The sequence below is a fragment of the Streptomyces sp. NPDC101178 genome, from assembly GCF_044767965.1.
Taxonomy (GTDB): domain Bacteria; phylum Actinomycetota; class Actinomycetes; order Streptomycetales; family Streptomycetaceae; genus Streptomyces.
In genome coordinates this window covers 195,169-216,949 of record NZ_JBIWOZ010000007.1, presented here as the reverse complement: position 1 = coordinate 216,949, position 21,781 = coordinate 195,169, and the positions used below count along the sequence as shown (strand labels likewise).

The following is a 21,781-nucleotide window of genomic DNA, read 5'->3' as shown; positions in this document are numbered from 1 at the left end:
AGGGGAGTTGGGAAACCGGCGCGGCCATCGGGCTGCACCGGATCCCGCTCCCGGAGTACCCTTCCTTGATCGTTGGGTGGGGGAGTGGAAGGCGGTACGCGGGTGAGCTCGGGAGGATTCGAGCTACCCCCAGGTGACGCAGGTCACGAGGGGGAATCGACCGATGCGCCGCCTGGGGCGGTGTCCCTCGCGCAGCCCATGGAGATCGGCGCGGAGCTGGACTGGGGCGCCGAGGCATGGAGCGAGGTGCGGACCCGCGCGCAGCGGGCCGGGCGCGCCTATATCTGGCTGAATCTGGTCGAACAGCGGCTGCGTGCGGTAGTCGCCGCGGTGCTCCGGCCGATCTACGAGCCGGTGCACGGCGAGGACTGGGTGGTGGCCGCGGCCGGGCCCGCCGGGCAGGAGTGGGTGCACCGCGCCGTCGCCGTACGCGAGGTGTCGCGCCGCAAGGGCTATCTGCTGGACCCGGCCGACGACAACGTCCTGAGCTTCCTCACGCTCCCGCAGCTGCGGGAGCTGATGGTGCAGCACTGGCCGTGCTTCGAGCCCTACTTCGACGACCGCCGGGACGTCGAGCTGGCCCTGGACGAGCTGGAGGTGGCCCGCAACGTCGTCTCCCGCAACCGTGCGCTGAACGAGGCGGTGCTCGCCCAGGCGGAGCGGGCCTCGGCCCGGCTGCTGGACATCCTGGGCAGCGGGGCGGGGGTGGCGTCCGCGGACCGGCTGCCGGTGGACGCGGTGGAGGAGCTGGTCGGCGACCGGTACGCGGACGTGGTCTCCGTCCACCCCGACCGGGTCCGGCTCCAGCGCCAGCTGCCGGCCGAGGACCTGTTCGGCGGGGCGCGGCGGCTGGACGCCATCGGCATAGGGCTCAACCTGCTCGTCCAGAACTTCTCCGGCCGCCGGCTGGTCCGGCTCGCCGAGTCGGGGTGCCGGGTGCGGCTGCTCTTCATCAATCCGGCCAGCAGCGCGGTGAAGCGCCGGGAGCGGGAACTGGGCCTCAAGAAGGGCGAGCTGAGCCGCTCGGTGGAGATGAACATCCTCCACATGCGCCGGGTCCGCTCCAAGCTCCGCGACCCGGGCGCCTTCGAGATCCAGGTCTTCGACGAGACGCCGCGCTTCACCGCGTACCTGGTGGACGGCGACGGGGCGGACGCGGTGGGCGTCGTCCAGCCGTATCTCCGGCGGGCCCGGGGCATGGAGGCGCCGGTGCTGGTGCTGCGCGGCGGCGGGCGGCGGACGGTGGTGCGCGCCGGTCAGGACAGCGAGGGCGGCCTCTTCGAGACGTACCGGGAGGAGTTCGAGTCGGTCTGGACGGACTCGCGCCCGGTGTCGTAGAGCCCGCGCCACCCGTCCCCGCTGTTGTCAGTGGTGCGTGCGAAGGTGGTCATCACTCGGGGGAGAGCACCACGGGGGAGCACCACGAAGGAGGTATCGGGATGAGCTGGCATCAGGGACCACTGGTCGGCTTCGACCTGGAGACGACGGGGACCGACGTCGAGACCGACCGGATCGTCACCGCCGCGCTGGTCCGGCTGGACGCGGACGGCACGGTGGCCGAGCAGCGGACCTGGCTGCTCGACCCGGGGGTGGCGATACCCGAACAGGCCTCCGCGATCCACGGCATCGGCACCGACCACGCCCGCGAGCACGGCGCCCGGCCGGCCACCGCCGTCGAGGAGATCGCCCACGCGGTCGCCGAGGTGCTGCGCTCGGGGGTGCCCCTGGTGGTGATGAACGCGCGCTACGACCTCTCGCTCCTGGACCGCGAATGCGGGCGGTACGGACTGGAGTCGGTCGAGCAGCGGATCGGCGGCGTGCCGTCGCCCGTCATCGATCCTCTGGTGGTCGACAAGCACGTCGACAAGTACCGGAAGGGGAAGCGGGCCCTCCACGCGTTGTGCGACCACTACGGGGTGGTGCTCGACGACGCGCATGACGCGCGGGCCGACGCGGTGGCCGCCGTGCGCGTGGTGCGGCGTATGGGCGAGAAGTACCGGTCCGTCGGAGTGATGGCCCTGGAGGACCTGCACGGCCTTCAGGTCCGCGCGGCGGCCGAGCAGTCGCTGTCCTTGCAGGCGTATCTGCGGCGCACCGCCGATCCGGCGGCGGTGGTCGAGCCGGCCTGGCCGCTCATTCCCCGGATGCGCTGACCGGACCGTTCGTTTTCGGTCATCCCTCTTCCATGCCCGGGTGCCTATATACCCTTTTGATGGCGTATGGGCCTCGTCAGACAGGTGTTTGTCAGCCACTCCCGTTCCCAGGGGGTTGTGTGGCCGCCCTGCTCTGTCCAGCATGAAACAACGTTGTCAGGAACACGTCGACATGATCGTTCGCCTGACGACACGCCATGGGCGTCCCCACAACGCCCTTAGTTCCCCCCACGATCTGGAGGACTACAGTGCGACTCTCCCACCCCCACAGCATGTCGAGACGAGCACGACTCATCGCCGGAGCGACCGGCCTGGCCGCCGTCGCGGCGCTCGCGGTCCCCGCCGCCACCGCGTCCGCCCAGCCGGCCCCGAAGACGTTCAGCGCCACCGAGCTCAACGTGGCGGCCGACTCCGTGCGCACCGCCGACATCGGCGGCACCGCCTGGTACGTCGATGCCGAGACGGGCAAGGTCGTCGTCACCGTCGACAGCACGGTCACCGAGGCCGAGATCGCCACGATCGAGAACGAGGCCGGCGCCAACGCCGACGCCCTCGTGGTCAAGCGAACCCCCGGTGAGTTCACCAAGCTCATCGCGGGCGGCGAGGCCATCACCACCGGCGGAGCCCGGTGCTCCCTCGGCTTCAACGTGCAGGACGGCGCGGGCACCAAGTTCGCCCTGACCGCCGGCCACTGCACCAACATCGGCAGCTCGTGGTCCATCGGCACCACCACCGGATCCAGCTTCCCCGGCAACGACTACGGCATCATCCAGCACTCCGACCCCGGCGCGGCCGACGGCCGTGTCTCCCTCTACAACGGCGACTACCAGGAGATCGACAGCGCCGGTGACCCCTCGGTCGGCCAGTCCGTCCAGCGCAGCGGCAGCACCACCGGTCTGCACGGCGGCTCGGTGACCGGCCTCAACGCCACCGTGAACTACGGTGCCGACGGCATTGTCGAGGGTCTGATCCAGACCAACGTCTGCGCCGAGCCCGGCGACAGCGGCGGCGCGCTCTTCTCCGGGAGCACCGCGCTCGGCCTCACCTCCGGCGGCAGCGGCAACTGCTCCTCCGGCGGCACCACGTTCTACCAGCCCGTCACCGAGGCGCTCGGCGCCTACGGTGTGAGCATCATCTGATTCCCGTACCGACCAGGGTCTTGCGCCAACGGCCCTGAGTGCTGTCCCCGCCGGTTCTCCGGCGGGGACAGCACTCGTTGCGGCGCGAACCGGCCTCGAACCGCCCGCTCAGAAGGGGTACCAGCGGACCTCCGGGTCGTCCTCGCGCAGCGAGGCCACCCGGCGGCGGAATTCGGTGAGCGCCTTCGGGTTGGCCGGTGCGTGCTGGGCGACCCAGGCGCAGCTGGCCGTTTCGCGGGCGCCTCGGAGGACAGCGCAGCCGGCCCACTCCCGTACGTCCCAGCCGTACGCGGAGGTGAAGGCGTCGTAGGACGCGGCGGGCAGGCCGTAGCGGTCGCGGGAGAGGGCGAGGACGACCAGGTCGTGTTCGCGCAGATCCGTGGAGAAGGTCTCCAGGTCGACCAGGACCGGGCCGTCGGGGCCGATGTGGACGTTGCGGGGGAGGGCGTCGCCGTGGATCGGGCCCGGCGGGAGGTGCGGGGTCAGGGCGGCGGCCGCGGAGGCGAAGCCGTCGCGGCGGGCGCGGAGGTAGTCGGCGTCGGCCGGGTCGATCGTGTCGCCCGCCAGGGTCAGCCAGCGCTCGACCCCGCCGAGCAGTTCCCGGCGCGGGAGTGTGAAGCCCGCAGGTGCCGGGAGCGCGTGGACCCGGGAGAGCAGGGGTGCCAGGTCGCGCGGTTCCGTGGGGCGTACGGGGTCGGGCAGGCGGTGCCACACCGTCACCGGGTGGCCCTCCGTCAACCGCATCCCGTGCTCGGCGGCCCGTACCGCCGGGACGCCCGACGCGGCGAGCCACTCGGCGACGGCCACCTCCCGCTCCGCCCGGGCCGCCAGCTCCGGATGGCCGGTGGCGTCCCGGCCGACCTTCATCACCAGACCGCCGGCCGCGAAGACCGCGTTCTCGCCCAGCGCCAGCAGCTCCGCCGGGCCGGAGAAACCGGCGGCCGTCAGCACCTCACGCGCACGCATCTCGTCCATGGGTGCGATTTTCGCATCCGCGCAGGCCACCTTGACGAACCGACGGCCCGTCAGCACGATGGCCTGGGCCACCGGGACGGCCAGAAGGGCCTGAACCATCCCCTAGGTGCTGGAGAAGGGTCATTCGTGACATTGGCCACCGAGGGGAAGGCGCCCGGGGCGAGGCGTGCGCGTAACGGGCCCGGCGCGGCGGCCCGGGACCGGGCCGCCTGGTTCCTCGTCCTGCCCGCCCTCCTCCCCATCCTGATCCTCAGCGTCGGACCGCTCCTCTACGGCATCGCGCTCGCTTTCACCGACGCGCAGTCCGGCCGCACCCGCTCCACCCAGTGGATCGGGACCCTCAACTTCCAGGACCTCCTGCACGACACCCTCTTCTGGGACTCCTTCCGGATCGGCCTGCTCTGGGCGTTCGGCGTCACCGTGCCGCAGTTCCTCCTGGCCCTCGGCCTCGCCCTGCTCCTCAACCAGAAGCTCCGGCTGCGCTGGCTGGCGCGGGCGCTGGCGATCATCCCGTGGGCGATGCCCGAAGTCGTCGTCGGCATCATGTGGCGCCTGGTCTACAACCCCGACGCCGGCATCCTCAACGAGACCCTCCGCGATCTCGGCCTCGGCGACGGCCGCGACTGGCTCACCGGCCTCGCCACCGCGCTGCCCGCCGTGATCCTCGTCGGGATCTGGGCGGGCATGCCGCAGACCACCGTCGCCCTGCTCGCCGGACTCCAGAACACGCCGCACGAACTCCACGAGGCGGCGGCCCTGGACGGAGCGGGCGCCTGGCGCCGGTTCCGTACGGTCACCTGGCCCGCGATCAGACCCATCGCGCTCGCCGTAAGCGCCCTCAATCTGATCTGGAACTTCAACTCCTTCGCCCTGGTCTACGTGCTGACCAGCGGCGGGCCCGGTGGCCGGACCCGGCTGCCGATGCTCTTCGCGTACGAGGAAGCCTTCCGCTACGGACAGTTCGGGTACGCCGCCGCCATGGGCTGCGTGATGGTCGCGGTGATCTCCGTGGTCCTCGCCTGCTTCCTCGTCGGCCGGATCAGAGGAGGAGACGAGACGCGATGAGTCTTCCGACCAGCAGGGCCGCGCGCGCCGGCCAGTACCTCGCGCTCCTCGCGTACCTCGTCTTCCTCGCCTTCCCGTTCCTCTGGCTGCTCTCCACCGCCTTCAAGCCCGCCCGTGAACTCGGCTCCCTGCACCCCACCTGGATCCCCGACAACCCCACCCTCGGCAACTTCCGCCAGGCCTTCGACGAGCAGCCGCTGCTCCAGGCCGCCGCCAACTCGCTGATCGCCGCCGTCTCCGCCGCGCTCATCGCCGTCGTCATCGCGACCCCGATGGCCTATGTGATGGCCCGCCACCGGGGCCGGCTCGCCACCGCCGCGACCGGGTGGGTCGTGGTCAGCCAGGCTTTCCCGTTCGTGCTGGTGATCATTCCGCTCTTCCTGGTGCTGAAGAACCTGCATCTGATCAACACCCTGTGGGGGCTGATCCTGGTGTACGTTGTCTGGTCGCTGCCCTTCGCGCTCTGGATGCTCGCCGGATACGTACGGGCCGTGCCGGCCGAGTTGGAGGAGGCCGCCGCCGTGGACGGGGCCGGGCGGGTACGGACTCTCGTCTCGGTCGTCGCCCCGCTGCTCGCTCCCGGCATCGTCGCCACCGCCCTCTTCGCGTTCATCACCGCGTGGAACGAGTTCTTCTTCGCACTCGTTCTCCTCAAGACCCCGGAGAAGCAGACCTTGCCGGTCGTCCTCACGCACTTCCTCGGCGCGGAGGGCGTGGCCGACCTCGGGCCGCTGGCCGCAGCCGCGTTCCTCGCCACGCTGCCCTCGCTCGTCCTCTTCGCCGTCATCCAGCGGCGGATCACCGGCGGGATGACGGCCGGGGCGGTGAGGGGCTGATGCGCCGCGCCCTGGCCCGGCGGGCCGCCGCGGCCGCCGCCGTCCTCGCCCTCCTGATCACCGGGTGTTCGAGCACCGACGACGGCCGGGACGCCGACGGCACCATCCGGCTCAGGTTCCAGTCGCTGGCCTGGCAGAAGGAGTCCGTCGACGCCAACAAGCAGCTGGTGAAGGAGTGGAACGCCGCCCACCCCGACGTACAGGTGGACTATGTCCAGGGCAGCTGGGACAACGTCCACGACCAGCTGCTCACCTCCTTCGAGGGCGGTGAGGCCCCCGACATCATCCACGACGCCTCCGACGACCTCGCCGACTTCGCGTACGGCGGCTACCTCGCCGACCTCCGCCCCCTCCTCCCGGGCCGGCTCAAGGCCGACATTCCCGAGCAGTCCTGGCGCACCACCACCTTCGGTGGCGGGATCCACGGAGTCCCGTTCCTCCAGGAGCCCCGGGTCCTGATCGCCAACACGAAGCTGCTGAAAGCCTCGGGCGCGCGCATCCCGACGCCGGAGCGGCCCTGGAGCTGGGAGGAGTTCCGGCAGGTGGCGAAGGACCTGACCGGCAAGGGCCGTTACGGGGTCGCCTGGCCGCTCAAGGAACCCGTCTCCGTCACCCTCAACCTGGGCCTCTCCGGCGGCGGACAGCTCTTCCACCGCGACGCCGACGGCAAGGCGGAGCTGCGGTTCGAGGCGGGCGACGAGGTGGTGACCGGCACCATCCACGACCAGGTCAACACCGACCGCAGTGCGGCCCGTACGGCGCTCGGGATGGGCGGCTCGGACGCGCTGCCCGGCTTCTTCGGCGGCCGGTACGCCATGCTCCCGCTCGGCTTCGCCTACCGCCAGCAGGTCGTCGAACAGGCCCCCGAAGGCTTCGCGTGGACGGTCCTGCCCGCACCGGCAGGACCCGGCGGACTGGCCCAGGGAGTGAGCCCGCAGACCCTGTCCGTCGCCGAGGACAGCCCGCACAAGGAAGAGGCCGTCGCCTTCATCGACTTCCTGCTACGACCGCCGAACATGGTCCGCCTGGCCCGCGGCGACTGGATGCTCCCCACCGGCACCACCGCCCTCGCCCACCCGTCCCTGCGCACCGCCGAGCACGGCTGGTCCACCGGCACGGCGCTCGCGCAGCACCTGCGCCCGGCGCCCGCGCAGGCCGTACGCGGCTACCCGGAGTGGAAGGACAAGGTGGCGACCCCCGCGCTCCAGGAGTACTACAGCGGCGCGATCGACACCGATGAGCTGCGGAAACGACTGGTCGATGACGGGAACCGGGTGCTGGCCCGCTATCAGCGCTGAGGAAGGCGCCAAAAAACTAGACGAGACGTTGCGTCTCGCTTAGAGTGAAGCACATGACCGAATCCCCGCGTGCCCACATCGCCATGTTCTCCATCGCCGCCCACGGGCATGTGAACCCGAGCCTCGAAGTGATCCGTGAGCTCGTCAGCCGTGGGCACCGCGTCAGCTACGCCATTCCCGCCTCGTTCGCCGGGAAGGTCGCGGCCACCGGCGCCGAGCCGGTGATCCACGCCTCGACCCTGCCGACCGACGACGACCCCGAGGCGTGGGGCACCGAGCTGATCGACAACCTCGAACCCTTCCTCGACGACGCCGTCCAGGCGCTTCCGCGGCTGATCGGCGCCTTCGACGGCGACGAACCCGACCTCGTCCTCCACGACATCACCTCCTATCCCGCCCGCGTCCTGGCCCATCGCTGGAGCGTCCCCGCCGTCTCCCTCTGGCCCAACCTGGTGCCGTGGGAGGGGTACGAGAAGGAGGTCGGCGAGCCGATGACGGCCGAACTCAAGCAGACCGAGCGCGGCAAGGCGTACTACGGCCGCTTCGCGAGCTGGCTCGCCGCGAACGGCCTCGGCCATGTCTCCAGCGACGACTTCGTGGCCCGCCCGCGCCGCGCTCTCGTCCTGATCCCGGAGGCGCTCCAGCCCAACGCGGACCGGGTGAACCACGAGATGTACACCTTCGTCGGCGCCTGCCAGGGCGACCGGGCCGACCAGGGGGAGTGGGAGCGGCCGGCCGGGGCGGAGAAGGTGCTCCTCGTCTCGCTCGGCTCCTCGTTCACCAAGCAGCCCGCCTTCTACCGGGAGTGCGTGGCGGCCTTCGGTGACCTGCCCGGCTGGCACGTGGTGCTCCAGATCGGCGCGCACGTCGACCCGGCCGAGCTCGGTGACGTACCGGCGAACGTCGAAGTGCACGCGTGGGTGCCCCAGTTGGCGGTGCTGAAGCAGGCCGACGCGTTCGTCACCCACGCCGGTGCGGGCGGCAGTCAGGAGGGGCTCGCCACGGGGACGCCGATGGTGGCGGTGCCGCAGGCCGTCGACCAGTTCGGCAACGCCGACATGCTCCAGGCGCTCGGTGTGGCCCGGCACGTCCCGATGGGGGAGGCCGACGCGGTGACGCTCCGCGAGGCCGTGCTCGCCCTGGTCGGCGACCCGGAGGTGGCGGAGCGGTCGGCGCGGCTGCGCGAGCGGATGGCGGAGGAGGGCGGCACGCTCCGGGCGGCCGACCTGATCGAGGCCGAGTTGAGCCCGACTGCCGCTCCGGGCTGAGCCCAACCGTCCCTGAGGGGAGTTCAACCGACCCTCTGAGCGGATCTGTTGCACTGTTATCCGGACGTTGTCCGCCCCGCCCCGCACCACCGCGGAGCGCCGTGGTGCGGGGCGGCATGTTCTTCTGTGTGAGGCCTGTGGTCGTTGCATCTGCACGCACCTCCCGACTGACTCCACATATCCGGCGCGGGACTCCACCCCTCTCGCGCACTTCTTCACGCACGTTCACATGTCTTCACGCATACTCACGAGCGACCGATGGCCTCGGCGCCGGGTGTGCGGAGGTGCGGTTCGCGGCGGGGCGAAGGGGTCGTCAGCGCCTCTGAGCTGCCGGTTCCCCGTCCCGGGACCCTCCTCGCGAACCCCCGACCCGCCTCTGTCGCCCGCATGTTGACGGCCGCTGACCGTTGTGGCCCGCCCTGGCCGATTTCTTGTTACGAAACCTTGTTGAGTAAGTCACAGCTGCAAGGGGGTCTTGATCTGCGCTCGTCAATCGGTCAGGGTTTCGAGCCAACCCCCGGAGATCTTCCGGCCGGAGGTCAATCCCCCCACAGAGATTGACGAGGAGACCCCTCTTCATGGCCAAGCACCAGCGCAACCTCACTCGCCGGACCAAGCTGACCGCCGCGATCACCGCCGTGGCAGCCGCCGCCGGAGTCACCCTGTTCGGAACCTCGTTCGCCGGAGCCGCACCGGCTCCCATGGGCACGGTCTACGGCGCTGACGCAGAGACCGCCGTCTCCGGCAGCTACATCGTCATGCTGGGCGAGAAGGCGGACAAGTCGAAGCTCGCCAAGGAGTACGGCGGCAAGCTCCAGCGCAACTACTCCTCAAGCATCAACGGCTTCTCCGCCAGCGGACTTTCGGAGACCGAGGCCAAGCGCCTCGCCGCCGACCCGGCCGTCGCCAAGGTGGTGCAGAACAAGAAGTTCAGCATCAACGCCACCCAGGAGAACCCGCCGTCGTGGGGTCTGGACCGCGTCGACCAGACCGAGACCGCGGGCGACAACGCGTACAACTACCCCGACGCCGCCGGTGAGGGCGTCACCGCGTACGTCATCGACACCGGTGTCCGCGTCACCCACGAGGACTTCGAGGGCCGCGCCACCTCCGGCTTCGACGCCGTGGACAACGACGACGACGCCGACGACGGCAACGGGCACGGCACCCACGTGGCGGGCACCATCGCCGGGGCCGCGCACGGCGTCGCCAAGAAGGCCAAGATCGTCGGTGTCCGCGTCCTGGACGACAACGGCTCGGGCACCACCGAGCAGGTCATCGCCGGGATCGACTGGGTCGCCGCCAACGCGTCCGGCCCGTCCGTCGCCAACATGAGCCTGGGCGGCGGCGCCGACCCGGCTCTCGACGAGGCCGTCCAGAAGGCCATCGCCGCCGGCATCACCTTCGGTGTGGCCGCGGGCAACGAGTCCAGCGACGCCGGCCAGGGTTCGCCCTCCCGCGTCCCCGAGGCGATCACCGTCGCCTCGTCCACGGAGGGCGACGAGCAGTCCTCGTTCTCCAACTTCGGCCCCGTCGTGGACATATACGCCCCGGGCTCGGACATCACGTCCACCTGGAACGACAGCGACACCGGCACCAACACCATCTCCGGTACGTCCATGGCGACCCCGCACGTCGTCGGCGCGGCCGCCGTCTACCTGGCCGGCAACCCGGACGCCACCCCGGAGGCGGTCGCCACGGCGCTGACCGAGGGAGCCACCCCGGACGCCATCTCCAACGCGACCGAGGGCACGGCGAACAAGCTCCTCAAGATCGTCGAGTAGGAACCGCCGCCGGACGGAGGCGCCCCACCGCCCCCGTCCGGCACCCGCTCGCGCACAGCAGCCGCCGCGCTCTCCCCCACGGGGCGCGGCGGCTGCGCGTCGCAGGAGGGACACCCCCTAGGGTGTGGGGCCATGACGACGACGTACGCGGCTCTGCTGCGCGGGATCAATGTGAGCGGCCACAAGAGGGTCCCGATGCCGGAACTGCGCACCCTGCTCGGCGAACTGGGCCACACCGGCATCGCCACCCATCTGCAGAGCGGCAACGCCGTCTTCCGCAGCGAGGACCAGGACGAGAACGCGCTCGCCGCCGCCCTGGAGCAGGCGATCCGCGAGCGGTTCGGCTTCTCCGTCGACTGCATCGTCCGCAGCGGCGCCTATCTCGCCGCCGTCGCCGACGCCTGCCCGTTCCCCGCCGCCGAGCTGGAGGGCAAGCAGCTCCACGTCACCTACCTCGACCGGGCGATGGACTCCGAACGCCTCGCCGGTTTCGACGCACCGGCCTACCTGCCGGAGGCCTTCGAGCTCGGTGACCGCTGCGTCTACCTGTACGCCCCCGACGGGCTCGGACGCTCCAAGCTGGCCGCGGCTCTGGCGCGTCCCCAGCTCACCAAGGGCCTCACCGCCACCACCCGCAACTGGAACACCGTGGCCAAACTTGTGGAGATGACACGTGTCTGAGCCTTCGCCCGCCGTGGCCGCAGCCATCGAAGGCGAACTGCGCCTGCTGGACCCGGTGGTACGCGCCTCCGCGGACCTCCTCGTCTCGCTGCTGCACCCGGAGTTCCGCGAGATCGGCACCAGTGGACGGCTCTGGAACCGAGAGACGATCATCGCGGCGCTCACCGCCGCCGACGCCCCGCGCCCCGGCCCGCTGACCGCCTCCCGGATGCGGGGCGTGGAGCTCTGCTCGGACCTGGTCCACCTCACCCTCGACACGGAGTCCAAGGGCCTGCGCTCCCACCGCAGCTCCCTGTGGCGGCTGACCGGAGCGGGGTGGCGGCTCTACTTCCACCAGGCGACCCCGTTCGTCGACGACCCGTTCGCGGAGGTCTGAGCCGCCCCGAGGGTCTGAGCCGCTCCGAGGGTCTGAGCCGCTCCGAGGGTCTGAGTCACCGCGGAGATCCGAGCCACTCCGGAGATCCGATCCTCTCCGGCGGGCCGCCGGCGGCGAGTTCGGGAGATCACCGACTTCCCCGACGGGCTGACGGACCGTACCCGCCGTGCCTCATGATGGGGCAGCCATGCCGAGGGCCGCAGAGACACGCGACGGACGCTCCGCCCGGGATCCCGGGGCCGGAGCGGCGGTTGCCGCTGTCCGGTCCCTGGTCTTCGCGGCGGCCGGCACGGCCCTCGCGCTCTGCGCACACCACCTCTCCTCCGGGCACGGGGTGCCGGGGTGGTCCGTGCCACTCGCGGCCGGGGCGCTGTTCCTCCTCGCCCTGCCCGTCGCGCGATGGCCCGCGGCGCGACGGGGCCGTGCTCTGCCCGTGGTGCTCGCGGCGACCGGCGCCGGACAGGCCGTACTGCACCAGCTCTTCGCGGCCGTACAGAGCGGTACGGCCTCCGCGCCGCCCGGGACGCACCCGCACGGCAGCGGACCCGGCGTCCACCAGGCCTGGCACGCGGATCACCACCTCGCCGTGGTGATGACGGCCGCGCACACGGTCGCCGCGCTCCTGGTGGGCTGGTGCATGCAGCGCGCGGACGCCTCCTGCCGAACCGCGGCCCGGCAGCTGGGCCGCACGCTGGACCGCTGGCTGGGACGGCGGCCCGCCCCGGCGGGTCCGTTCCCCGGGCGGCGGCCCCGGACCGGGCCGGTACGGGCCTGGTCCCGGCCGTCCCCGTACAACCGCACGATCCTGAACCACATGGTGGTACGCCGGGGGCCTCCCGCGACGCGCTGATCCGCGCCGCTCGCCCGGGGCGCGCTTCCGCGTGCCCGCACACCGTCACATCGCCATGGGAGATCCCTTTGTCCACCTCCGTACGCGCGCGAACCGGCCGCCGGAGCGCCGGCGTCGTCGCTGCCGCCATAGCCGCCACCCTCGTCCTCGCCACGCCTGCCTCCGCCCATGTGGAGGTCGCGTCCGAGGGCGCCCGTGCGCTCGCCGAGAACGTCACGCTGAACTTCGACGCGGCGACCGAGTCCGACGCCGCCGGCATCACCAAGCTGGAGGTGTTCCTGCCCAAGGGGATCACTCCCGCCGACGTCACCTACGGAAAGGGCCCCACCGGCTGGAAGCTCGACCCGACCGAGCAGGGCTTCACCGTCTCGGGACCGGCCGCGGCCGTCGGCGAGGACGTCACGTACTCCGTCGTCGTCCGGCAGCTGCCGGACGCGAAGTCGCTGGTGTTCAAGACGCTCCAGACCTACGACGACGGGCGCGTCGACCGCTGGATCGAACTGGAGGAGTCCAGCGGCGGCGGGCACGGGCACTCCGCGCCGGTGCTGGAGCTCAAGGCGGCGGCCCCGGGCGCCGAACCGGTCGCCCCCGTCCCGAGCGCGACCCCCACCTCCGCGACCCCCTCGCCGTCCGCCCCGCCCGCCACCGAGCCGGCGGCAGCGCAGCCGCCGCCGTCGGACCGGGCGACGGCCGCGGCGGAGGAGGACGGCTCGTCGCCCGCCCTGCCGATCGGCATCGCCGTCGCCGTGCTGGCGCTGGCCGGCGGTCTGTGGTGGTTCCTCAGGCACCGCCGCACCGGCACCGCCTGACCCGCACGGTCCCACGGCCCCTGCCCCGGGCCGTGGGGCCACCGGTCGGGCCGGACGCCCGCGGCCGGAGGCCCGCAGGGGGGGCGGGGGTCCCGGAAGGGTCGGATGCAGGTTAGCCTTACCTGCGTTTGGCTGGAGACGAGTGGCCGGAACTCGCCCCTTCTCCTCTGACCGGTACACGCTACGAGGAGCAGGTGGGTGGGGGCTGACAGGTCCGGGCGCGGTGTCATACGCCGTGCCGTCGCAGGGCAGCGCCGGGACGTCGTCGTCGGTTCGCTGCTGGGCGCCGCCCATCAGACCGGCGAAGCGCTCGTCCCCGTACTCATCGGGCTCATCGTCGACCGTGCGGTGGTCCGGCCCGACGGGGGAGCTCTCGCCGTCTGGCTGGTCGTCCTCGCCGTGGTCTACGCGATGCTGTCGTACGGCTTCCGCTTCGGTGCCCGGGCCGGTGAGCGCGCCGCCGAGCAGGCCGCGCACCAGCTGCGCCTCGACGTCGTACGCCGCGTCCTCGCCCCGCACGGCGGCGCCGAGGCCGGACGCCCGCCCGGCGCCCTGGTCAACGTGGCCACCGAGGACGCCCGGCGGGTCGGGGCCCTCAACATGGCCCTCACCCTCGGCATCGCCGCCGTCGTCGGCGTCGTCGCCGGGGCGGTCCTCCTGCTGCGCGCCTCCGTCCCGCTCGGCCTCCTCGTCCTGATCGGCGCCCCGGTCCTCATGGCGCTCGGCCACTACCTCGCCCGCCCGCTGGAACACCGCAGCCAGGCCGAACAGGAACGCGCCGCGCACGCCTCCGGGGTCGCCGCCGACCTGGTCGCCGGCGTCCGCGTACTCAAGGGGCTCCGGGCCGAGCGCGCCGCCGTCGCCCGGTACCGCTCCACCAGCCAGGCCTCCCGCGAGGCCAACGTGCGCGCCGCCCGCGCCGCCGCACTCCAGACCGGCCTGATGCTCACCCTCACCGGCGCCTTCATCGCCTTGGTCGCGCTCGTCGGCGGACGCCTGGTGCTCAGCGGCTCCATCGGCCTCGGCGCCCTGGTCTCCGCCGTCGGCCTCGCCCTCTTCCTCCCCGGCCCGATCGCCGTCCTGGCCTGGGTCGGCGCCGAACTCGCCAAGGCCCGCGCCTCCGCCGCCCGCATCGCCGATGTGCTGGCCGCACCCGGCGAGACGACCGGCGGCACCGCGGAGCCCGCCACCCCCGCTTCCGGAGAGCTGCGGCTGCACGGCCTCGGCCACGCCGGGCTCGACGGAATCGACCTCACCGTCCGGCCCGGCGAGCACCTCGGCATCGTCGTCACCGACACCGCCGACGCCGCCACCCTGCTGCACTGCCTGGCCCGCCGCTGCGACCCGGACCGGGGACACATCGAGCTCGACGGCACCCCGGTCACCGAACTCGCGCCCGCCGCCCTGCGCTCCGCGCTCCTGGTGGCCGAGCACGACGCCCAGCTCTTCGACGGCACCCTTCTCGACAACGTCACGGCCGCCGCCCCCGCCGGAGCCGACCCGCGGCCGGCCATGGACGCCGCCGCCGTCGACGAGGTCGCCGCGACCCTGCCCGGCGGTACCTCCGGGCGGATCGGCGAGCGCGGCAGCTCCCTCTCCGGCGGCCAGCGCCAGCGCGTCGCCCTGGCCCGCGCGCTCGCCGCCGACCGCTCGGTCCTTGTCGTCCACGACCCGACCACCGCCGTCGACGCCGCCACCGAGGCCCGCATCGCCACCGGCATCCGCCGCGCCCGCACCGGCCGCACCACGGTCCTGGTCACCAGCAGCCCGGCGCTCCTCGCCGCCACCGACCGGGTCGTCCTCATCGACGGCGGCACTGTCACCGCCGAGGCCCCGCACGAGGACCTCGTACGCGACCATCCCGTCTACCGCTCGGCGGTGCTCACATGACCACTCCATCGGGCATATCGGATAGAGCGGATGACAGCGCCGAGCTGCTCCCCATCGCCACCGGCGCCCGCACCCGCGCCGCCCTGCGCACCCTGATCCGCCCGGACCGGGGCCGTGCGATCCTGGGCCTCGGCGTGCTGGTCGGCGCGACCGCCGTAGGGCTCCTCGTCCAGCCGCTGCTGGGCCGCATCGTCGACATCGTCGCCGACGGCCGCTCCGCCGACGCCCTGACGCCGCCCGTCGTCCTGCTCCTCGTGGTCGCCGTCGTCCAGGGGCTCACCACCACCTTCGGCCTGACCCGGATCGCCCGGCTCGGCGAGACCGTCCTCGCCCGGCTCCGCGAACAGTTCATCGAGCGCGCCCTGCACCTCCCCGCCGACCGCCTGGAGCGCGCCGGCGCCGGCGACCTCACCGCACGGGTCACCGGAGACGTCGCCCGGGTCGCCGAAGCCGTCCGCTCGGCGCTCCCGGAGATGGCCCGCTCGGTCCTCGCGATCGTGCTGACCCTCGGCGCGATGGCCCTGCTGGACGTACGGTTCCTCCTCGCCGCGCTCCTCGCCGTACCGGTCCAGGCGCTCACGGCGCGGTGGTACGTACGCCGCGCCGTCACCGTCTACGCCGACCAGCGGGTCGCCTACGGCGCCCAGCAGCAACAGCTCCTGGAGACCATCGGCGGAGCGGTGACCGTACGCAGCCACCGGCTGGAGGAGCAGCACACCGGGAAGAGCGCGGCGCGCTCGCGCAAGGCCGTCGAGCTGACCATGCGCAGCGTCCACCTCGTGCTCGGCTTCTACGCGCGACTGCACATCGCGGAGTACATCGGCCTGGCCGCCGTGCTGGTCACCGGGTTCTTCCTGGTCCGCGACGGCTCCGTCTCCATCGGTACGGCGACGGCCGCCGCCCTCTACTTCCACAGCCTCTTCGGACCCGTCAACGCCGCTCTCGTACTCCTCGACGAGGCCCAGTCGGCGGCGGCCGGACTGGCACGGCTGGTCGGCGTGACCGATCTCGAGGAGAGCGCCGTACGGCTGCCGCACCAGAGGCCGGAACGCACGGCGGCCGTCACCGTCGACGCCGTGAGCCACGCGTACGGCCCCGGCCGCACCGTCCTCCACGACGTCTCCCTCACCCTCCGCGCGGGCGAACACGTGGCGCTCGTCGGCACGAGCGGCGCCGGGAAATCCACTCTGGCCCGCATCGTGGCGGGCGTCCAGCAGCCGACGGGAGGCACGGTCTTTGTGGCGGAGGGAAAGACAGCCCCCTCCGTCGTCCTGGTCACCCAGGAGGTCCACGTCTTCACCGGCACCCTCGCCGAGGACCTCCGCCTCGCCCGCCCCGACGCCACCGACGCCGACCTCCGCACCGCCCTCACCACCGTGCACGCCCTGGAGTGGGCCGACGCCCTGCCCGACGGGCTCGCCACCGTCGTAGGCGAAGGCGGCCACCGCCTGGACCCGGCCCGAGCCCAGCAACTCGCCCTCGCCCGGCTCGTCCTGGCCGACCCGCCGGTCGCCGTCCTCGACGAGGCCACCGCCGAGGCGGGCAGCGCCGGCGCCCGGACGCTGGAGCGCTCCGCCGAGGCGGCCCTCGCCGGCCGCACCGCACTCGTCGTCGCCCACCGCCTCACCCAGGCCGTCGCCGCCGACCGGATCGTGGTGCTGGAGGCCGGCCGGGTCGTCGAAAGCGGCACCCACGACGAACTGCGCACCGCCGACGGCCCGTACGCCACCCTCTGGCACGCCTGGTCCGGCAGCCGCGCCGCACCTCACCTCTGACCCCCACGCCGCCCCCGGCACACCCACCGTCCCGAAGGAAACCGCCATGTCCCGCATGTTCCAGCGCACCCGGCTGACCACCGTGGCCGCGTCCGCCCTGCTGCTGTTCGGAGCCGCCGCCTGTGGGTCCGGCGAGAGCGACGACAAGGCCGCGCCGTCCGGCGACACCGCGGCGAAGGGTGCCTTCCCGGTCACCCTCGACCACAAGTACGGCACCACCACCGTCAAGAACGACCCCCAGCGCATCGTCACCGTCGGCCTCTCCGACCAGGACGCGGTCCTCGCCCTCGGCAAGGTGCCGGTCGGCACGACCGAGTGGTTCGGCGAGTTCAAGGGCGCCATCGGCCCGTGGGCCGAGAAGGCGCTCGGCGACAAGGAGCGGCCCACCGTCCTGCACGACGACGGCACCGGCCCCCAGGTCGAGAAGATCGCCTCGCTCCGCCCCGACCTGATCCTCGCGCTGTACTCGGGCCTCACCAAGGACCAGTACCGCACCCTCTCCAAGATCGCCCCGGTCGTCGCCCAGCCGAAGGAGGGCGCGGACTGGGGCATCTCCTGGCAGGACCAGACCACACAGGTCGGCAAGGCCCTCGGCAAGAGCGACGAGGCGAAGGACCTGGTCGCGAAGACCGAGAAGCACATCGCCGACGCCGCGGCCGCGCACCCCGAGTTCAAGGGGAAGACCGCCGTCATGGCGACCCCGTACGAGGGCATGTACGTCTACGGCCCGCAGGACAACCGCTCCCGCGTGCTGACCGGCCTCGGCTTCCAGCTCCCGGCCGGCCTCGACAAGGTCGTCGGCGAGGCGTTCGGCGCCAACATCAGCAAGGAGCGCACCGACCTCCTCGACACGGACGCCGTCGCCTGGATCGTCACCGACCCGGCCAAGGACGCCGACAAGCTCCACGCCGACCCGCTGTACGGCAAGCTCGACGCGGTCAAGGAAGGCCGCGAGGTCATGATCAAGGAGAGCAGCCACTTCGGCAGCGCGATCTCCTTCGTGACCCCGCTGAGCATCCCGTACACCGTCGACCGCCTGGTCCCCATGCTGTCGGCCGCCGTCGACGGCAAGACGGACACGAAGGTCGTCCACCCCGCGTCCTGACGCCTGCCCCCTTCTGGGCCGCCCCGCGTCGGCGGGGCGGCCGCCCACCCCAGCCATGAGGAACCGGACCGTGGAGCCAGCCCCGTGACCCGCCCCGCCCGATGGCGCCCCGCCCTGCTCGCGGTCGTGCTCGCCGCCGTGCTGGTGGTGCTCTGCCTGCTCTCGCTCGGTCTCGGCGCCCTCCAGATCCCGCCCGGTGACGTGCTCAAGGCGCTCCTCGGCCGGCCGACCGGGCCCCGGATCGCGGATGTGATCTGGTCGGTGCGCGTGCCGCGTACGGCCCTGGGTCTGGCCGCCGGTGCGGCGCTCGGACTCTCCGGCTGTGTGATGCAGGCGCTGACCCGCAACCCGCTGGCCGACCCGGGCATCCTCGGCGTGAGCGCCGGGGCCGCGTTCGCCATCGTGCTCGCCGCCGGGGTCGCGGGGATCGGCTCGCTGCTCGGCTACATCTGGTTCGCGTTCGCCGGAGCGATGGCGGCGAGCATCGTCGTCTATCTCCTGGGGCGGATGGGGCGTTCGGGATCCACACCGGTGAAGCTGGCTCTCGCGGGGGTCGCCGTCACCGCCGTACTCTCCTCGCTGACCAGCGCGATCGTCCTCACCGACCCGGCCGCCCTGGACCGGTTCCGCTTCTGGTCGGCCGGCTCGCTCGCCAACCAGGACGCCTCCACCGTGCTGCGCATCCTGCCCTTCCTCGGCTTCGGCGCCCTCCTCGCGGTGGCGGGCGCTCCCGCCCTCAACAGCCTCGCGCTCGGCGACGACGTGGCCGCATCGCTCGGCCGCAAGCTCGGCCTCGTACGCCTCCAGGGCGTCGTCGCCGTGACCCTGCTCACCGGTGCGGCGGTCGCGGTGATCGGGCCCGTCGTCTTCATCGGCCTGGTCGTCCCGCACGTCGCCCGGGTGCTCGCGCAGTGGGCCGGACTCGGCCCGGACCACCGCTGGCTGCTGCCGCTCTCGGCCGCGCTGGCCGCCGGGCTGCTGCTCGGCGCGGACATCCTCGGCCGGGTGATCGCCCGGCCCGTGGAGGTCCAGGCCGGGATCATCGTCGCCTTCATCGGCGGCCCGTTCTTCATCGCCCTGGTCCGCCGACGCCGGCTCGCGGAGGTATGACCGTGTCCACCGAATCCTTCCGCACGGGGAAGACCACCGGCTCCCTCCGTACGGAGAAGAGCCCGGCCGCCAGGACCGCGGCCCGCCCCTTCCGCCTGGCCTTCCCGCCGGTCTCCGGCACCTTGCGACCCCGGCAGATCGCCGTCTGCACGGCACTCGTCGTCGCCGTGTTCGTCGCGCTGTGCTGGAACGTCTCCATCGGTGAGTACGGCATCCCGCTCACCGACGTCGCCCGCGCCCTGACCGGCTCCGGCGACCCCGGCACCCTCCTCGTCGTCCAGGAACTGCGGCTGCCCCGCGCCATGACCGGGCTGCTCGCGGGGATCGCGTTCGGCATGTCCGGCGCCCTGTTCCAGACGATGACCCGCAACCCGCTCGCCAGCCCCGACATGATCGGCCTCACCCAGGGCGCCGGAACCGCCGTCGTCGCGGGCATCGTCCTCGGCTGGGACTTCGGCCTCGGCACCCAGGCCCTCGGCCTGTTCGGCGCCCTCGCCAGCGCCCTCCTCGTCTACGGGCTCGCCTGGCGGCGCGGCACCACCGGCTACCGCATCATCCTCGTGGGCATCGGCGTCTCCTGGATCTGCCTCAGCGTCACCGACTTCCTGCTCGCCCGGGGCGGCCGCTTCCAGGCGCAGGCCGCGCTCGGCTGGCTCGTCGGCAACCTCAACGGCCGCGACTGGCAGCAGGCCGCGCCGCTCGCCGCCTCCCTCGTCGTCCTGGTGCCCGCAGCCCTGCTGATCGGCCGGCTGATGCGTACGCTGCAACTCGGCGACGACGTCGCCAAGGGGCTCGGCACCCGCGTCCAGGCCGTCCGGCTCACCGTCCTGCTCACCGGCGTCGGCCTGGTCGCCTTCGCCACGGCGGCGGCCGGGCCGATCGCGTTCGTGGCGCTCGCCGCCCCGCAGATCGCGCAGCGGCTCTGCCGTACGGCCTGGCCGCCGCCGCTCGCCGGCGGACTCACCGGCGCCGCCATCGTCCTCGCGTCCGACGTCCTGGCACGCGAACTGATCCCCGGCACCGAACTGCCGGTCGGGATCGTCACCGGAGTGCTCGGCGCCCCGGTCCTGCTCTGGCTGCTCATCCGCGTCAACCGCGCGGGCTCAGGAGGCTGACCGATGTCCACCGCCGAACCCGACCTGAGGGCGAAGGACCTGCACCTCGGCTACGACGACCGTGCCGTCGTCACCGGCCTCGACCTGGCGGTCCCGCCGGGCCGGATCACCGCCATCGTCGGCGCCAACGCCTGCGGCAAGTCGACCCTGTTGCGCGCCCTGGCCCGGCTGCTGGCCCCGCGCGCGGGAGTGGTCAGCCTGGACGGCCGCGCCCTGCACGCCATCCCCACCAGGGAGTTGGCCCAGCAGCTCGGCATCCTGCCGCAGTCGCCGGTCGCGCCCGAGGGCCTCACCGTCATCGACCTGGTCAACCGGGGCCGCTCGCCGCACCAGACGTGGTGGCGGCAGTGGACCAAGGCGGACGAGCAGGCGGTGCACGACGCGCTGGCCGCCACCGGCACCACCGACCTCGCCGACCGCGCGGTGGACGAGCTCTCCGGCGGCCAGCGTCAGCGCGCCTGGATCGCCATGGCCGTCGCCCAGGGGACCCCGGTCCTCCTCCTGGACGAGCCGACGACGTACCTCGATCTCGCCCACCAGATCGACGTCCTGGACCTCGTAGTGGACCTCAACCGGCGCGAGGGACGCACGATCGTCATGGTCCTCCACGACCTCAACCAGGCCTGCCGGTACGCCGACCACGTCATCGCGATGAAGAAGGGCGGCATCGTCGCCGAGGGAGCCCCCGCCGACGTGATCACCGCCGAGACCGTCGAGGACGTCTTCGGCCTGCGCTGCCAGGTGACCACGGACCCGGTGAGCCGGACCCCGCTGGTGATCCCGGTCGGCCGCCACCACACCCCGGAGCCGGAGGAGCCGCGGAAGACGCTCGCCTGAGGGCTGCCGCCACGATGAATGGCCCACCGCACCGGATCACGATTGGCCCAGCAGTCTGCGCCAATCGCGCTCTACGCTCGCATCCATGAGCACCCGCGACCGCACCACCGTCGACTTCTTCTTCGACCCCGCCTGCCCGTTCGCCTGGATCGCCTCCCGCTGGATCCTGGAGGTCGAGCAGCGCCGCGACCTCGACCTCCGCTTCCGCCCCATGAGCCTGTACCTGCACAACCAGGGCAACGAACTGCCCTCCTGGTACCGCGCGTTGGTCGACAAGTCGATAGGCCCGGTCCGGGTCGCCGTCGCCGCGGCCGCAGCCCACGGCGACGAGGTCCTGCGGGACCTCTACACCGCGCTCGGCACCCGTATCCACCAGCGCGAGGAGGAGGACTTCGACGCGGTCATCGCCGCCTCCCTGGCCGAACTGGGCCTGCCTGCCGAGCTGCTGGAGGCCGCGCACTCCACGGCGTACGACGAAGAGGTGGCCCGCGGCCATGACGCGGGCAAGGACCCGGAGCAGGACGCGTACGTGGGCACACCGACGATCCACATCGACGGCACGGTCTGGTTCGGCCCGGTCCTGAACGCGATCCCGCGTGGCGACGAGGCGGCCGAACTCTTCGACGGCTTCCGGGTGCTCGCGGGCCACCGGGGCTTCTTCGAGCTCAAGCGGGCCCGCTCGGGCGGCCTGTCCTACGAGTGACCCGCAAGGCCC

General features: G+C 72.5%; 19 protein-coding genes and 1 pseudogene. 19 read left to right on the top strand and 1 reads right to left on the bottom strand.

What is annotated here, in order from left to right:
• The first annotated feature begins 102 nt into the window (after nucleotides 1-102).
• The 3 genes from ACIRR8_RS21435 to ACIRR8_RS21425 all read left to right on the top strand — a co-directional run bounded on the left by ACIRR8_RS21435 (nucleotide 103) and on the right by ACIRR8_RS21425 (nucleotide 3,292).
• Entirely contained in the window at nucleotides 103-1,338 is a 1,236-nt protein-coding gene (locus ACIRR8_RS21435; protein WP_404067057.1) for an SAV2148 family HEPN domain-containing protein, read from the top strand.
• A gap of 101 nt (nucleotides 1,339-1,439) precedes the next feature.
• Nucleotides 1,440-2,153, top strand: coding sequence for a 3'-5' exonuclease (locus ACIRR8_RS21430; RefSeq protein ID WP_404067054.1), 714 nt, complete (start codon nucleotides 1,440-1,442; stop codon nucleotides 2,151-2,153).
• A 248-nt stretch (nucleotides 2,154-2,401) separates the two neighbouring features.
• A complete protein-coding gene (locus ACIRR8_RS21425; RefSeq protein ID WP_404067052.1) occupies nucleotides 2,402-3,292 on the top strand; it encodes a S1 family peptidase in 891 nt (296 codons plus the stop codon).
• Nucleotides 3,293-3,400: 108 nt separating this feature from the next.
• Here the strand turns inward: ACIRR8_RS21425 and ACIRR8_RS21420 are convergent, their stop codons facing one another.
• Nucleotides 3,401-4,267: a phosphotransferase enzyme family protein gene (locus ACIRR8_RS21420; protein ID WP_404067049.1), complete on the bottom strand. Its 867-nt coding sequence runs from the start codon at nucleotides 4,265-4,267 to the stop codon at nucleotides 3,401-3,403.
• Between the two features lie 126 nt (nucleotides 4,268-4,393).
• On the opposite strand from ACIRR8_RS21420, the gene ACIRR8_RS21415 reads away from it, so the two are divergent.
• The 16 genes and pseudogenes from ACIRR8_RS21415 to ACIRR8_RS21340 all read left to right on the top strand — a co-directional run bounded on the left by ACIRR8_RS21415 (nucleotide 4,394) and on the right by ACIRR8_RS21340 (nucleotide 21,769).
• Entirely contained in the window at nucleotides 4,394-5,332 is a 939-nt protein-coding gene (locus tag ACIRR8_RS21415; protein ID WP_404067046.1) for a carbohydrate ABC transporter permease, read from the top strand.
• Nucleotides 5,329-6,168: a carbohydrate ABC transporter permease gene (locus ACIRR8_RS21410; RefSeq protein WP_404067043.1), complete on the top strand. Its 840-nt coding sequence runs from the start codon at nucleotides 5,329-5,331 to the stop codon at nucleotides 6,166-6,168. The genes ACIRR8_RS21415 and ACIRR8_RS21410 overlap by 4 nt, the downstream gene beginning before the upstream one ends.
• Entirely contained in the window at nucleotides 6,168-7,466 is a 1,299-nt protein-coding gene (locus ACIRR8_RS21405) for an ABC transporter substrate-binding protein (RefSeq protein ID WP_404067040.1), read from the top strand. Before ACIRR8_RS21410 ends, ACIRR8_RS21405 begins: the two co-directional genes overlap by 1 nt.
• Nucleotides 7,429-8,734 (top strand): annotated as a pseudogene (mgt, locus tag ACIRR8_RS21400) (macrolide-inactivating glycosyltransferase). Before ACIRR8_RS21405 ends, mgt begins: the two are co-directional and overlap by 38 nt.
• 578 nt (nucleotides 8,735-9,312) lie before the next feature.
• Nucleotides 9,313-10,518 (top strand): S8 family peptidase, encoded by a 1,206-nt coding sequence (locus tag ACIRR8_RS21395; RefSeq protein ID WP_404067037.1) that lies wholly within the window; start codon nucleotides 9,313-9,315, stop codon nucleotides 10,516-10,518.
• A 132-nt stretch (nucleotides 10,519-10,650) separates the two neighbouring features.
• On the top strand, nucleotides 10,651-11,199 hold the full coding sequence (locus ACIRR8_RS21390; RefSeq protein ID WP_404067035.1) for a DUF1697 domain-containing protein: 549 nt from the start codon (nucleotides 10,651-10,653) through the stop codon (nucleotides 11,197-11,199).
• Nucleotides 11,192-11,575, top strand: coding sequence for a DUF4440 domain-containing protein (locus ACIRR8_RS21385; protein WP_404067032.1), 384 nt, complete (start codon nucleotides 11,192-11,194; stop codon nucleotides 11,573-11,575). The genes ACIRR8_RS21390 and ACIRR8_RS21385 overlap by 8 nt, the downstream gene beginning before the upstream one ends.
• A gap of 187 nt (nucleotides 11,576-11,762) precedes the next feature.
• The gene (locus ACIRR8_RS21380) at nucleotides 11,763-12,425 is read left to right on the top strand and encodes a hypothetical protein (protein WP_404067030.1); all 663 of its coding nucleotides are present in this window, start codon (nucleotides 11,763-11,765) and stop codon (nucleotides 12,423-12,425) included.
• A 68-nt stretch (nucleotides 12,426-12,493) separates the two neighbouring features.
• Nucleotides 12,494-13,234 carry a DUF1775 domain-containing protein gene (locus ACIRR8_RS21375; RefSeq protein WP_404067027.1) on the top strand — a complete coding sequence of 247 codons (741 nt, stop codon included), beginning with the start codon at nucleotides 12,494-12,496 and terminating at the stop codon, nucleotides 13,232-13,234.
• 198 nt (nucleotides 13,235-13,432) lie between these two features.
• A complete protein-coding gene (locus ACIRR8_RS21370) occupies nucleotides 13,433-15,124 on the top strand; it encodes an ABC transporter ATP-binding protein (RefSeq protein WP_404067023.1) in 1,692 nt (563 codons plus the stop codon).
• Complete coding sequence (locus ACIRR8_RS21365; RefSeq protein WP_404067020.1) at nucleotides 15,121-16,899, top strand: ABC transporter ATP-binding protein; 1,779 nt, start codon at nucleotides 15,121-15,123, stop codon at nucleotides 16,897-16,899. Before ACIRR8_RS21370 ends, ACIRR8_RS21365 begins: the two co-directional genes overlap by 4 nt.
• A 46-nt stretch (nucleotides 16,900-16,945) precedes the next feature.
• Nucleotides 16,946-18,004: an iron-siderophore ABC transporter substrate-binding protein gene (locus ACIRR8_RS21360; protein ID WP_404067017.1), complete on the top strand. Its 1,059-nt coding sequence runs from the start codon at nucleotides 16,946-16,948 to the stop codon at nucleotides 18,002-18,004.
• A gap of 84 nt (nucleotides 18,005-18,088) precedes the next feature.
• The gene (locus ACIRR8_RS21355) at nucleotides 18,089-19,114 is read left to right on the top strand and encodes a FecCD family ABC transporter permease (protein WP_404067014.1); all 1,026 of its coding nucleotides are present in this window, start codon (nucleotides 18,089-18,091) and stop codon (nucleotides 19,112-19,114) included.
• The gene (locus ACIRR8_RS21350; protein WP_404067011.1) at nucleotides 19,111-20,229 is read left to right on the top strand and encodes a FecCD family ABC transporter permease; all 1,119 of its coding nucleotides are present in this window, start codon (nucleotides 19,111-19,113) and stop codon (nucleotides 20,227-20,229) included. The genes ACIRR8_RS21355 and ACIRR8_RS21350 overlap by 4 nt, the downstream gene beginning before the upstream one ends.
• A gap of 3 nt (nucleotides 20,230-20,232) precedes the next feature.
• Nucleotides 20,233-21,066, top strand: a complete 834-nt coding sequence (locus tag ACIRR8_RS21345; protein WP_404067008.1) for an ABC transporter ATP-binding protein — start codon at nucleotides 20,233-20,235, stop codon at nucleotides 21,064-21,066.
• Nucleotides 21,067-21,151: 85 nt separating this feature from the next.
• Entirely contained in the window at nucleotides 21,152-21,769 is a 618-nt protein-coding gene (locus ACIRR8_RS21340; RefSeq protein ID WP_404067005.1) for a DsbA family protein, read from the top strand.
• The last annotated feature ends 12 nt before the right edge of the window (nucleotides 21,770-21,781 follow it).